We start from the raw sequence: 13523 nt of genomic DNA on the forward strand, positions 1-13523 counted from the left end.
GGAAGATGCAAGAGACTTGACCGCCGCTGCCCGTACCTCACTCGACATCGCGACCGAAAGCCTGCCCGGCAATGGCGGGGAGATCTGGCGTCTCACCGGCGAATGGGTGAACGCGTCCGCGGTTGCCGCCAGCAAGCGGCTTGCGGAACTCGGCCGCGGGCAGGGCGGCGCGCTGGAAATCGACCTGAGTGGTGTCGCGGCCATGGATACCGCCGGCGCCTGGCTGCTGCGCCGCGCGATCACCGAGCGGCAGGCCGGCGGCGCCGATGTGAGCCTCACCGACCGCGAGGGCGCCAACTACGCCGACCTGATCTCCGCCCTGCCGGAAAAGCTCGCCGAGCCCGGCGACGGTGACGGCGAGCGCAAGACGCTGTTCGAGCGCGTTTTCGAACCCGTCGGCCGCGTCATGGTGGAGGTCTGGGACGACACCGTCGCCGCCATGTTCATCCTCGGCTCGGCGGTGCGCGGCGCGCAGCTGAAGCTCGGCCGGCAAAGCGGCCTGTCGCCGGCGGCGATCGTCCACCAGATCGACCGCATGGGCGTTCGCGCCGTGCCGATCATCCTGCTTATGTCCTTCCTGATCGGCGCGATCATCGCGCAGCAGGGGGCCTTCCAGCTTCGCTATTTCGGCGCGGAAGTCTTCGTCGTCGACCTCGTCGGCATTCTCCAGTTGCGCGAAATCGGCGTGCTGCTCACCGCCATCATGATCGCCGGCCGCTCCGGCAGCGCGATCACCGCCGAAATCGGCTCGATGAAGATGCGCGAAGAGATCGACGCGCTGAAGGTCATGGGCCTCAGCCCGATCGGCGTGCTGGTCTTCCCGCGGCTCGTGGCGCTGACGATCGCACTGCCGCTCCTCACCATCATCGCCAATTTCGCCGCACTGCTCGGCGCCGCCTTCGTCTCCTGGTCCTATTCCGGCATCACCTTCGATACGTTCCTGTCGCGGCTGCGCGAGGCGATCGACCTTTCGACGATCGTTTCCGGCATGATCAAGGCGCCCTTCATGGCGCTGATCATCGGCATCGTCGCCTCCGTGGAAGGCTTGAAGGTCGGCGGCAGCGCCGAATCGCTCGGCCGCCACGTCACGGCTGCCGTGGTGAAGTCCATTTTCGTGGTCATCCTCGTCGACGGCCTCTTCGCCATGTTCTACGCCGCAATCGACTTCTGAGGACGCTGATGGATCAGGTTTCGGCAAAACAGGACGACGTCGTGCTCTCGGTCAAGGATCTGACCGTCGGCTTCGGCAGCAATGTCGTGCTCGACGAGCTCAACCTCGACATCTATCGCGGCGAGATCCTCGGCTTCGTGGGTGCGTCCGGCACCGGCAAGTCGGTGCTGATGCGCACGGTCCTGCGCCTGCTGCCGCGCCGCTCCGGCGCCATCCGCATCTTCGGCGTGGATTTCGACAAGGCGACGGAAGAGGAGCGGCTGAAGCTCGACATGAAGCTCGGCGTGCTGTTCCAGCATGGTGCGCTGTTTTCCGCGCTGACGGTCAAGGAGAATATCCAGGTGCCGATGCGCGAATATCTCGACCTGCCGCAGGCGATGATGGACGAGCTGGCGCGGCTGAAGATCGAGCTGGTGGGCCTCGCGCCGGAAGCGGCGGACAAATATCCGTCTGAACTTTCCGGCGGCATGATCAAGCGTGCGGCACTGGCGCGCGCGCTGGCGCTCGACCCGGCCCTCGTTTTCCTCGACGAGCCGACCTCCGGTCTCGACCCGATCGGCGCGGCCGAATTCGATGAGCTGATCGCCAAACTGCGCGACACCCTGGGCCTCACCGTGTATATGGTGACTCACGATCTCGACAGCCTGTTTTCGGTCTGCGACCGCATTGCTGTTCTCGGGAACAAGAAAGTCATGGTCGAAGGCACGATCGAGGACATGCTGGCCTTTGACGATGCGTGGGTGCAGTCCTATTTCCAGGGCAAACGCGCGCGGTCGATCGTCCGCAATGCGTGAAGGAGTGTCCGGGGCTTTTTCGCTCCGGTGGATGGATTTGCGAGCAGGATAACCGGAACGCATGGAAACGAAAGCCAACTACGCCCTTGTCGGTTTCTTCACCGTGCTCGTCATGGCCGCCGCCTTCGCCTTCGTCTACTGGATGTCGCAATATGGCCGCGGCGGCGAGATGGCGCAGCTTGCGATCCGCATTCCGGGCTCGGCGAACGGCCTCAGCATCGGCTCCCCGGTGCGCTTCAACGGTATTCCCGTCGGTTCCGTGCGCAGCCTCGCGATCGATGCCGAAGACCCGCGTTTCTCCGTCGCGATGACGGAAGTCTCGACCAGCGCGCCGGTCAAAAAGTCCACGACGGCGGTTCTGGAGGTACAGGGGCTGACCGGTGCGGCTTACATCGAGCTTTCGGGCGGCAATGGCGGCGACGAGAACATCCTTCGCCAGGCCTTCGACACCGAAACGGCTGCCGTTTTGCAGGCCGAACAGTCGAGCGTGACGAACATCCTGTCGACCGCCGACAAGATCCTGAAACGCGCCGACACGGCAATCACCGATATCCAGGGTTTCGTCGCCGATGCGCGCGGGCCGCTCACCACGACGATCCGCAATGCCGAGCAGTTTTCTGGCTCGCTTGCCCGCAACGGCGAGAAGATCGACGAATTCCTGCAAAGCGTCGGCGGCCTGTCGGACACGTTCCGCAATCTCTCGACCCGGCTCGATTCGACGCTCGCCTCCGTCGACGACCTGATCAAGGCGGTCGATCCCAAGAAGGTCGAAGACTTCGTCGGCAATGTCGACAAGATCAGCAAGGACATCGCGGACGCCTCCGGCGACATCAAGACGACCGTCGAAGGCTTCCGCAAGACGGCCGAGACCTTCGACGCCTTCGGCAAGCGGGCGACGACGACGCTCGACAAGGTCGATGGTCTGGTCGCCGCGGTCGACCCGCAGAAGGTCGGCGGCGCGATCGACAATATCTCGGTCGCGACCGCGGATGCGCGCAAGGCCATCGCCTCTGTGACGGGTGTCGCCGACCGCATCGGCGCGCGCAAAGAGGATATCGACCAGATCATCACCGACGTGCAGCAGATGTCGAACAAGCTGAACGCCGCCTCCACGCGCGTCGACGGCGTGCTCGCCAAGCTCGATGGCTTCCTGGGCGAGGGCGATTCCGAATCGCTCTTCGCGGAAGCCAAGGCGACGCTGCAATCGATCAAGCAGGCGGCGGATACGCTGAACGGCCGTATCGGCCCGATCGCCGACGGGCTGCAACGCTTCTCCGGCTCCGGCCTGCGCGACGTCGAGGCGCTGGTGCTCGATACGCGGCGCACGATCCAGAATCTCGACAGCGCGATTTCCGGTTTCGAGCGCGATCCGCAGCGCCTGCTCTTCGGCGGCGAGACGGTCAAGCAGTATGACGGCCGCACAAGGCGTTGATTTCGCCCGCAAGTGTGGCCCTATCTCCACAATGGTTAACAGCCGGATGCCGGACGCGATTTTGTCCGCCTCCGCAACCGTGACAGCGTGCCATGCCCCTGATACAGATTCGTGGCGTAAGGGTTTGAGGACGACATGACGGTATCGGGTATGGGTTTGTTGCGGAACGGGACTGCGGCGCGCGCCGCGCTGATCGCCGTTCTGGCTGCCACGCTTGCCGCCTGCGGCAGCACACAGGCCAAGAACGATACCTACGCGCTCTCCTCCACCGCCTCGGTGGAAGGCCCTTCGGCGAAGAACAGGCAGATCCTCGTGCCGCAGCCGTCCGCGCTGAAGGCGCTCGACAGCGGGCAGATCGTCATCCGCCCGTCCGCCTCGGAAATCCAGTATCTCGCCGGCGCGCAATGGAGCGACAGCCTGACCAAGATGGTGCAGGCGAAGCTCGTGCAGGCGTTTGAAAATACCGGCCTTGTCGGCGGTGTCGGCAAGCCGGGCGAGGGCCTGGCGATCGATTATCAGGTCGCGACCGACATTCGCACCTTCGAGGTGGATACCGCCGGCGCGGATACCGCCGTGGTGGAAATTTCCGCAAAGCTGCTCAATGACCGCAACGGCACCGTCCGGGCGCAAAAGGTTTTTCGCGCGGCAGTGCCGGTTGGCGGGACGGGAAATACAGCCTTCGTGAAGGCGCTCGACGCGGCCTTCGCCACGGTCACCGCAGATATCGTCGGCTGGACGCTCGCCGCGATTTGATCCGGCATACGTGAGAATCAAAAAGGCCGTGCGCTGCGGATCGCAGCGCACGGCCTTGTCACATCAGGCGCCCTGCACGCCCTGGATGGCCGAGACCTTCCACTCGGCGCCGTTGCGGCGCACGAAGGTCCAGATCTCGACGGCTTCCGTCAGGTTGTCGGGATCGCCGGAAACGAGCGTGCCGGTCGCGCGGTCGCGCATCACGTCGATGCTCTCGTAGCGCATGGCGACCGTCGCATAATCATCCGTGCCTTCGCTCCAGGCTTCCGCGACGTCGCCCTGCACGAGATGAATGTCGCGCACCTCGTTTTTCAGGCCCTGCGTGGCGTTGTCGCTGAGTTCTTCGGCGAGATAGGACATGGCCTCCGGCGTGGTGATCTGGCGCAGCGTGCGGAAATCTTCCGCGGCATAGGCCGCCTGCAGTTCTTTCAGCAGGCCCTCGAACTGTTCGAGGTCTTCCGGCTTGACGCCGATCTCGTCGCCGCCGGCTTTCGGCTGTACGGCCGCTGCTGCCGCCTGGCGATTGCCGCCGCCGATGCGCGGGATTTCGAAGTCCGAACCGCCGGTCTGGTAGGCGTTGCGGGCCTGCGCATTGCCGGGGCCGGCATAGGCGGGGGCGCTCTTCTGCGCGAACATTCGGCGCAGGAACAAGAAGACACCGGCGATCAGGAGCACCTGGAGGATCAGGCCGAGGAAGCCGATGCCGCCTCCGAGTCCCTGTCCGAGCAGCATGCCGACGAGGCCGCCGAGCATCAGGCCGCCGATGAGCGAGCCGCCGAAGCCGCCGAACAGGCCGGGGCGCTGGCCGTTGGCCGTCGTGGTGCGGTTTGCCGAGGGCTGGGCGGACTGCTGGCGCGTCATGGTGCGGTCGATAGGCTGGGCATCCAGCGGCGCGGTGCGCGTCGTCGAGGGGGTCTGGAAGGTGCGAGTGCCGCGGCTGCCGAAACCGCCGCCGGCGCGGCGTGCTTCCGCAAAGTCGACCATCGTCATCATCACCATGACCGCCACTGCGATCGTCGCCAGAAACCGTGCAAAGCCCTGTATCAAGATCATTTCCGTCTCTCTTCCCATGCGCCGACCGGCGCGTCGAAACGCATATAGAGGGTAAGAGCGCGGAATTTAAGGGTTTTGGCCGCGAAAAGACGCCGCGATCGTTCACAAAAACGAGACGGCCGCCCGGAGGCGGCCGTCTCTGTTCGATTTTTCGCCAAAGCGATGCGCTTCGGCCGGAAATGCTTAGCTGAAGCGGCCTGCCGCATGCGCCAGCATGGTGTAGACCTTGCCGGTGTCGGAGGTGAGATAGGTCTGCGTCATCACCTTGTCGCGGTCGTTGCGGGCGACGTCGGCGAGCAGCTTTTCAAAATCCGAGATGTAGCGGTCGACCGCGGTGCGGAATTCCGGCTCGCGCTCGTATTTGCGCTTGATCTCGTCGAAGGTCTGCTGGCCCTTCAGCGTGTAGAGGCGGCGCGTGAAGACGTCGCGCTCGCCGCGCTGGTAGCGCCGCCACAGGTCGACCGAGGCATCGTGGTCGATGGCGCGGGCGATATCGACCGAGAGCGAGTTCAGCGATTCGACGACGTGGCGCGGGTTGCGGGTGTCGGCCGGGCGGGCCGCCTGGGCGTCACCGCGCGGCTGGGCGAACTGGGCTTCCTCGCGCGAGACGGCGCCGCGCAGCAGGTCGCGCATCCAGCCGCCTTCGCCGGCGGTCTTGTTTTCTGCCTCTGCGGCGGGCAGGGGCTGGGCGCGCTGCGGCACGGTGGCGGTCGCCGCACGCTCGAGGCCGAGGCTGCCGCGCAGCGGCACGCTCTCCTCGCGGCGCGGTTCTGCGCGGGTTTCCTGCACCGGCTGCTGCACGGCCTTGGCCTGGACCGCGGCCGGGCGCGAGACTTCCAGCGCCGACGAAGACTTGCCGATGATGTCGGAAAGGTCCTGCAGCGCCTTGATCTGCTCGCTGACGGCGCGGCGCATCTGCGCAGCGTTTTCCTTGGCTTCTTCCGGCAGGTCGAACGCGCCGCGCTTCAGTTCGCCGCGGGTCTGGTCGAGTTCCTTGCGGATATCGGTGGCGGCGCGGCGGATTTCCTCGGTGGCGCCGGAGAACTTGCCGACGGCTTCCTCGACGGCCTGGCGCAGCGTTTCGCGCATGACGGTCGTGGCGGCGTCGGATTTCTTGCCGGATTCGGTGAGCAGGCGATCGACATCGGAGAGCGAAGCGCCGACGCTGCCGCGCAGGCGGTTCGCCACTTCCTTGGTGCGTTCCTCGGCGCGGTTGAATGCGCCCTCGACCGACTGGCTTGCTTCCTCGCCGGCCTTCACCATCGAATCGCGCAGTGCTGCGGCCGTGGCTTCCGCGCGCTTTTCGGTTTCGCCGAGAATGCGGCCGACATCGGCAAACGAACTCTGGATGCCGCCGCGCAGGTTGCTGGCAATGAGGCCGGAGCGTTCCTCGGCGCGGCTGAACACGCCCTCGACCATGCCTTCGAGCGACTGCATGGTCTTTTCGATCTCTTCGGAGCGCTGCACGAGGCCGACGGAGAGCGAGCGTAGCGCGTCCTGGCGTTCTTCCAGCGTCGAGACGAGGTTCGACTGGGCGGCGGCGAGCAGATCGGAGGCCTGCGACAGGATCTTCGAGTGATCCTCGAAGCGTCCGACGATGCCGCCGATCTGCGACAGCGTGCCGGAGGAGATGTCGGAAAGGCGATCGACCTTGCCTTCGAGCAGGCGCGACGTGGTGGAGACCATGTCGGCCGCGCGGTCGGCGGAGGCGGAGAAGCGCTCGGTGGTCGTGGTCAGCTGCTGGTCGACGGCGCCGAGCGTCTCGCTTGCGGCATCGACGAGGCCGGCGATGGCACCATTGCTTTCCGAGAGGCGGGCGATCAGGCTCAGGACATTCGCCTGCAGGCCGCTTTCGATCTCGCGCATCTGGCCGGCGGCTTCTTCCGTGCGGCTGGAGATGGCGGCAAGCGTATCGGCGGTGCGGGCGGAGATCGCGTTGATCAGCGCGGCGTTCTCGTTGCGCATGCGGTCGGCACTTTCGCGGGCGACGCCGCTTAGGCGCTCTGCACCCTCGCGGGTGACACCGCTCAGACGTTCTGCACTCTCCTGCGCGACGCCGCTCAAGCGTTCGGCGGCCTCGCGGGCGACACCGGTGATGCTTTCCGCAGCCTCGCGGCCGACGGCGGCATAGTCGTCGATGACCGGACGGGCTTCCTCGTTGATCAGGCGCGACAGTTCTTCCGTGCGGCTGGCCAGCATGGAGTTGAGTTCGCGCGTGCGCTCGTCGAGCGTCGAGCGGATCGACGCGCCGCGGGCTTCCAGCGCCTTCTCGACCTCGCCGAGGCCGGTGCGCAGCGACTGCGCCTGGCCGGCAAGGCGGTTTTCGGTCTCGGCGAAGCGGGCGACGGCGGCCGTGGTGGTTTCGTCCACGGCGCGCGTGAAGGCTTCGTTGCGGGCCGAGAGGTTGCCGGCGAATTCCTCACCCGTGCGGGCGATGGTTTCGGCGGCGCGCTGGGCTTCTGCACCCATGTCCTGTGCCGCGCGGGAAACCGCGCCGCGCAGCGTCGAGCTGAGGCTGGCGAATTCCTCGCCGGTCTTGGCGAGCGACTGGGCCGAGCGGATTGCTTCGGCGTCCATGTCCTGCGCGGCCTGCGAGACGGCCTCGCGCAGCGTGTGGGCGAGGCCTGCGGCCTTGCCGTCGATCGTGCGGTTGACGCTGTCGAGACCGATGGTGAGCGCCCGGTCCATGGTGCCGAGGCGTTCCTCGATGCGGCCGGTCTTCTCGTCGATGGTGACGCCGATGCGCGTGGCGGCTTCATCCGTGACGCGCTCGATCTGGCTGGTGCGTTCGGCGAGCGTTCCATCGATGCGTTCGGCGGCTTCGCCGGCGAGGCGGGCGATCTCGCTGCCGCGTGCGGCAAGCGTGCCGTCGATCAGCGAGGTGGCCTCGCCGACAGCGCGCTGGATTTCGCTGGCGCGGGTGACGAGGGCGCCATCCATGCGTTCGGCAGCTTCGTTGACGCTGCGCTCAATCTGGTCTGCACGGCCGTTGAGGGTCTCCTCAAGGCGGTCTGCTGCCTGTCCGGCAACGCGGGTGAGCTGCTCGGCGCGGCTGGCAAGCGTGCCGTCGATGCGGTCGGCGGCTTCGCCGGTGACGCGGGCGATCTGTTCGGCACGGTTGGCGAGCGAACCATCGATACGGTCGGCGGCTTCGCCGGTCACCCGTTCGATATCCGTGATGCGGCCCGACAGCGCACCTTCGATGCGCAATGCGGCATCAGCGCTGACGCGTTCGATGTCGGTAACGCGGCCGGCAAGCGTCGCGGCGATGCGCGCCGTCGTCTCGTCGCCGATGCGGTCGACCTCAGCCATCGGGCGGGAGAGGGCGTCGGAGACGCGCAGCGACACATCGCTGCCGACGCGGTCGAGATCGGAAAGGCGCTCCGACAGCGTGTCGGAGATGCGCAGCGCGGCCGTGTCGACGATGCCGGAGACGTTGTCGACGCTGTGTTCGATGCGGGCTTCGAGCTTGCCGAGGTTTTCCTCCAGCCGGCTGCCCGTCGTGTCGAAGCGGGTGGCGACGCTGTCGACGGTCTGCTCCATGCGGTTGCCGAAGGTGACGGCTGCCTCGGCGATCTTCGAAGAGCTCTCAATGAGGCGCTCGGCGACGACACCGGCGCTTTCGCGCACGCGCTGGTCGAGCACGGCGGCGCTGCCGTCGATGGTGCGGCGCAGCGCTTCCTCGTGCTGCTCCATCGTCAGTTCCAGCATGCCGGCGCTGGTGGCGATCGAGGTGCCGATCGTGGTGACCTGGTCGTTCAGTGTCTCGGTGAGGTGGTTGCGGCCCTCGGTGATCGCAAGGTTGATCGCGTTGATGCGGTCGTCCAGCGTCGCGCGAATCTCCTCATGGGTGGAGGTGAGCGAACCGGCGAGCTCGGAGGCGCGGCCGGAAAGCTGTTCCATCGACATTTCCAACATGCCGGCGCTGGTGGCAATGGAGGTGCCGATCGAGGTGACCTGGTCGTTCAGCGTCTCGTTGAGGTGGTTGCGGCCGTCGGTGATCGCGGCGTTGATTGCGTCGATGCGGTCGTCGAGCGTCGCGCGGATCTGGTCGTGGGTGGAGACGAGCGAACCCGTCAGCTCCGAGGCGCGGCCGGAAAGCTGCTCCATCGACATTTCCAGCATGCCGGCGCTGGTGGCAATGGAGGTGCCGATCGAGGTGACCTGGTCGTTCAGCGTCTCGGTCAGCTGGTTGCGGCCCTCGGTGATCGCGAGGTTGATGGCGTTGATGCGGTCGTCGAGCGTCGCGCGGATCTGCTCCTGGGTGGAGACGAGCGAGCCGGCAAGCTCCGAGGCGCGGCCGGACAAGGCTTCCGCGATATTGGCGGCGCGGCCGGAAAAGGCTTCGGCGAATTCGGCCGCCTGGCCGTGCAACACGCCGCCGAGCTGCTGCGTGCCTTCGGACAGAACGGTTTCGACACGGTTCGCTGCGGCGTCGATCGACGACTGCATGGAGCCTGCGCTGTTGGAGAGCACCGAGGCGAGGTTGGCCGTGCGGCCGGTGATGACCTCGTCGATCTGGCGGGCGGCGCCGGTCAGCGCGTTCTCGACGCGGCTGGCGGCCGAGCCGACCGACTGTTCGAGCTGGCTGCCGGTCTCGTTCAGCATGGAGGAGAGGGCGGCGGTGCGCTCGGAAAGCGCGTTGTCGATGCGGCCGTGGCTGGCGGCGATGGTGGAGGTGATCTGGTCGGCGCGCGCACCGAGCGCGTCTTCCATGCGGGCCTGGGCGGCCTCGATATCAGTGGCAATGGCCGTGCCGCGGCTGTCGAGCGCCTGCGTCAGGCGGCGTTCGCTGCTGGAAATGCTCTCGACCAGCGCTTCGGCGCGCGCACCGAGCGCATTTTCCATGCGGGCTTGGGCGGCCTCGATATCGGTGGCGATGGCCGTGCCGCGGCTGTCGAGCGCTTCCGTCAGGCGGCGCTCGCTGCCCGAAACGCTCTCGGCAAGCGCCTCGGCGCGGGCGCCAAAACCGGTTTCGATGCGGTTCTGCACGTCGGCGAGGCCCCCGAGCAGGGCTGCGGACTTTTCGGAGAGCACCGAGTTCATGCGCTCATGCGCGCCGGTGACGGCATTCGTAATGGCGTCGGCGTGGCCGGTCACGGCGCTTTCGAAGACTTCCTGGCCGGTGCCAAGCGTCGTCGCCAGCGCGAAGGACTGGTCGGTCAGCGTGTTGCCGAGGCGGTCGATGCTGGAGGTGAGGATGCCGTCGATCGCCTCATGGCCGCTGGCGACCGTCTCGTTGATGCGGGCGAGGCTTTCCATCAGCTTGGAATCGAGCGAGCCGGCACGCTGGTCGAAGGCGGTGGCGAATTCCTCGACGCGCTGGTCGAAGGCGCTGGCGATCTGGCCGACGGTCGCCTGCATGCGCTCGTCGAAGAAGCCGGAGCGCAGGTCGAGATCCATGACCGTGTCGTCGGCGGCGTTCTTCAGGCTCTGGCGGAACTGCGCGCCCTTTTCGTCGAGGGCCGCGTTCATCGATTCGAGGACATGGTCGAGGCCGCCGGTAACGGCCTGCTGGCCGATCGACAGGCTTTCGCTGATCTCGCGGGTGCGGGCGATCAGCGTCTCGTTGAGCTGCTTGGCGCGCTCGTTCAGCGCTGCGTTCAGCTTTTCCGTGTTGGTGTCGAGCGAGGTGGCGCGGGTCTCGAACTGGTTCAGCAGGTCCCGGCCGCGCGAATCGAGGCTCTTGGTCAGGTGGTCCAGGCGGGTGTCGAACTCCTGGGCGAGCGCCAGGCCGGAGGAGGAGAGGGTGGACAGCAGGCTGTCGGTGCGGGCCGAAAGCATGGCGCCGATCGTCTGCGTCGCGCTGTCGGACTTTTCCATCAGCATGGCTGCGCGGGTGTCGAGCATGGAGGCGAAGGCTTCGCCCGACGTCGCAAGCCGGTTCGTGATGCTCTCGCCGGCGCTTGCCAGTTCATCCTTCAACTGTTCGTGTGCGCCGGAAATCGACGAACGGACGCGTTCTGCATGGCTGACGATCGCCTCGCGCTCGGAGCCGAGCTCCTGCACGAGCGTGCGCACGCGCATTTCATTGTCGGCATAGCTGCGTTCCAGCGCGTTCACTTCGGAATGCACGAGGGTTTCGAGTTCGGTGGCGCGCGCGATGGTGCGCTCGATGCCTTCGTTCATGGCCGAGACTTCGCGGCGCACGGCCTGGCCGACGGTCATGATACGGTCGGTGGCGACGGTTTCCGGTTCGGACAGGCGAAGGGCGACTTCCGCCATGGAACGGGCGGCACTGCGCAGCTCATGGGCGCGCGAAATCATGATGGCGAAGGCGAAGAACAGCATGATCGGCATGACGATGGCGACCAGCATGCCGATGGCGCCGGGCAGCGCCACGAGATCGGCGACCGAGCGGATCTGCCAGATCTGCGGTGCATAAAGCAGGTTCGCGACGCCGAGGCCGCCGATGACCCAGAGAACGGACATCAGGATGGCCATGCGGATCGAGGTGCGGCCCGAGCGCACGTCGAGCGACTTGAGAATCGCGGCGGGCGTCTTGCGCGAACCGTCATTAGCCGGCTGGAAGGTCGGTGTCTTCGGTGCGGGATCGGGCGTCAGGCTGCGTGCCGTCTCGCCGGAGGCCGGGCGCGTGGCGGGCTTTTCCTGCGTCTTGTTCGGAATGCGACTTGCTGGTTCAGACACATGGGCCTCCGAAGCGTCCTTCTTCGAGGGCGTCTCCGGCGCTAGATCGTCAAAGTCGATTTTAAGTGCCTCTTCGAGGGCCTGGAAGGCCTTGTCGTCGATCGACTCGGTGGACTTGTTCGTCGCCATGCGGTTACGCCTCGTTACCATGTCCGGGATCGGGCTTCATACGCGCTGCCGCTGCTCAGGCGCATTCGAACCGTCCGGTTGGTGGCCGGTCTTGCTGCTTACCCTCATGGCAAGCAGCGTCCGGACCGCCGTTCATTCCAATTCGCTCGATAGACCGAAAAGGCGAAGCGGTGTATCTCCGCCCACGGCTTATCCACCGGCACTATCCGGTCGTATCGTAGTGACACATTAGCCTGTATCACACAATTCATTGCCATCTCCCTTAGGTCGAAACTTAACAGGAAGTTAACATTCCACAGATTTGTATCGCGATGGAATAGTTATGAAAAAGGCAATTTTTCAGCCGTTAACCATAGTTTGCGATTCATGCCCCTTTTGCGCCGCGTTTTAATCGGATAGGCGCGCCGGCCACGCAGAATGGCGGTCCATGTCCCAGCCGGTTGCAGGCCAGGCGCCCGGACCGCTTCGACATCTGCGTGCATCACAACGAAACAAGCGTACGTAGCGTATATAAGGATATTGGCAAATGGCAGCGCTCAACATTGCATTCGAGGCGCCCGACAATGCAGGCGGCATGTCCCATTCCGGGGGACGGCCGATCGATCTGATACACCTTGCGCGCCAGACCATGGGCGACAAGGCACTGGAACTGGAAGTCTTGCAGATGTTCGCGCGGGCTGCCCGCGAGAGCATGAAGGAGCTTGCCGCATCCGAAGGCGAGGCCCGCGCTGCCGTCGCGCATCGCCTGAAGGGATCCGCCCAGTCGGTCGGCGCCACCGTCGTCAGCAAGGCTGCCGAGGCGCTGGAGGCAGATCCGGCCGATGCGATCGCCCTTGCCGCCGTCGCCGCCGCCGTCGTCGAAGCGGAAAATTTCATCCTCAAACTCTGCCGCTGATCGTCGCAGGCTCGCCGCCCCGGACGTGGCGCGGTGGGCAAAGCCGATGGCGCGTCCGGACCTGCCACGGCCCTGCCGGGCGCGCGATGTTGACTGGGAAGGGGTTTTGTTGGAAACAACCGCCGGAAAACCGGCGGTTCGGCACCGTCCCTTCGCCGGCCAGTCTTTCGCCTTCTCGGGCAGCCTACAGGATCCGGACCCATCATGAGCAAACTCACCATCGTCGCCTTCGACGGCACGCGCCACGAACTGGATGTCGCCAACGGCTCCACGGTCATGGAGAATGCCGTGCGCAACTCCGTGCCCGGCATCGAGGCGGAATGCGGCGGCGCCTGCGCCTGCGCGACCTGTCATGTCTATGTCGACGATGCCTGGAGCGGCACCGTCGGCCCGCCGGAAGCGATGGAAGAGGACATGCTGGACTTCGCCTACGACGTCCGCCCGACCTCGCGGCTCTCCTGTCAGATCAAGATGTCGGATGCGTTTGACGGGCTCGTGGTTCACGTCCCGGAACGCCAGGCCTGACATCTCCCATTTTCGCTGGAGTTGTTTTCGCGCCTCTGCCCATCCGGCAGGCGGACGGCGCGCGACTATGCGATGTCTTCTACACACTTGAAGAAGAGAATCGGTTGTTCTGCCGGCGGACAA

At 65.8% G+C, this 13523-nt stretch carries 8 protein-coding genes; 6 read left to right on the forward strand and 2 right to left on the reverse strand.

Going from position 1 to position 13523, the window contains the following annotated elements:
- The first annotated feature begins 82 nt into the window (after positions 1-82).
- The 4 genes from AC1RWL_RS12280 (at position 83) to AC1RWL_RS12295 (ending at position 4150) form a co-directional block, all read left to right on the forward strand.
- Positions 83-1171, forward strand: a complete 1089-nt coding sequence (locus AC1RWL_RS12280) for an ABC transporter permease (protein WP_435267210.1) — start codon at positions 83-85, stop codon at positions 1169-1171.
- 8 nt (positions 1172-1179) lie between these two features.
- Positions 1180-1965: an ABC transporter ATP-binding protein gene (locus AC1RWL_RS12285; protein WP_493094603.1), complete on the forward strand. Its 786-nt coding sequence runs from the start codon at positions 1180-1182 to the stop codon at positions 1963-1965.
- Positions 1966-2026: 61 nt separating this feature from the next.
- On the forward strand, positions 2027-3397 hold the full coding sequence (locus tag AC1RWL_RS12290) for an MlaD family protein (protein WP_439627350.1): 1371 nt from the start codon (positions 2027-2029) through the stop codon (positions 3395-3397).
- 135 nt (positions 3398-3532) lie between these two features.
- Complete coding sequence (locus AC1RWL_RS12295) at positions 3533-4150, forward strand: ABC-type transport auxiliary lipoprotein family protein (protein ID WP_493094602.1); 618 nt, start codon at positions 3533-3535, stop codon at positions 4148-4150.
- A 63-nt stretch (positions 4151-4213) separates the two neighbouring features.
- On the opposite strand, the gene AC1RWL_RS12300 is transcribed toward AC1RWL_RS12295, so the two are convergent.
- Both AC1RWL_RS12300 and AC1RWL_RS12305 read right to left on the reverse strand, forming a co-directional pair.
- Complete coding sequence (locus AC1RWL_RS12300; RefSeq protein WP_493094601.1) at positions 4214-5203, reverse strand: Tim44 domain-containing protein; 990 nt, start codon at positions 5201-5203, stop codon at positions 4214-4216.
- Between the two features lie 183 nt (positions 5204-5386).
- Positions 5387-11980 carry an apolipoprotein A-IV repeat region-like domain-containing protein gene (locus AC1RWL_RS12305; RefSeq protein WP_493094600.1) on the reverse strand — a complete coding sequence of 2198 codons (6594 nt, stop codon included), beginning with the start codon at positions 11978-11980 and terminating at the stop codon, positions 5387-5389.
- A gap of 526 nt (positions 11981-12506) precedes the next feature.
- On the opposite strand from AC1RWL_RS12305, the gene AC1RWL_RS12310 reads away from it, so the two are divergent.
- Complete coding sequence (locus AC1RWL_RS12310) at positions 12507-12875, forward strand: Hpt domain-containing protein (protein ID WP_493094599.1); 369 nt, start codon at positions 12507-12509, stop codon at positions 12873-12875.
- 204 nt (positions 12876-13079) lie between these two features.
- Positions 13080-13400: a (2Fe-2S)-binding protein gene (locus AC1RWL_RS12315; RefSeq protein WP_256115651.1), complete on the forward strand. Its 321-nt coding sequence runs from the start codon at positions 13080-13082 to the stop codon at positions 13398-13400.
- The last annotated feature ends 123 nt before the right edge of the window (positions 13401-13523 follow it).

This window comes from Shinella sp. GW821-FHT10F02, assembly GCF_058809275.1.

Excerpts from the sequence above, each read along its gene's own strand:
- AC1RWL_RS12285 (WP_493094603.1), top strand. The coding sequence starts at position 1,180 with ATGGATCAGGTTTCGGCAAAACAGGACGACGTCGTGCTCTCGGTCAAG.
- AC1RWL_RS12290 (WP_439627350.1), top strand. The coding sequence starts at position 2,027 with ATGGAAACGAAAGCCAACTACGCCCTTGTCGGTTTCTTCACCGTGCTC.
- AC1RWL_RS12295 (WP_493094602.1), top strand. The coding sequence starts at position 3,533 with ATGACGGTATCGGGTATGGGTTTGTTGCGGAACGGGACTGCGGCGCGC.
- AC1RWL_RS12300 (WP_493094601.1), bottom strand. The coding sequence starts at position 5,203 with ATGATCTTGATACAGGGCTTTGCACGGTTTCTGGCGACGATCGCAGTG.
- AC1RWL_RS12305 (WP_493094600.1), bottom strand. The coding sequence starts at position 11,980 with ATGGCGACGAACAAGTCCACCGAGTCGATCGACGACAAGGCCTTCCAG.
- AC1RWL_RS12310 (WP_493094599.1), top strand. The coding sequence starts at position 12,507 with ATGGCAGCGCTCAACATTGCATTCGAGGCGCCCGACAATGCAGGCGGC.
- AC1RWL_RS12315 (WP_256115651.1), top strand. The coding sequence starts at position 13,080 with ATGAGCAAACTCACCATCGTCGCCTTCGACGGCACGCGCCACGAACTG.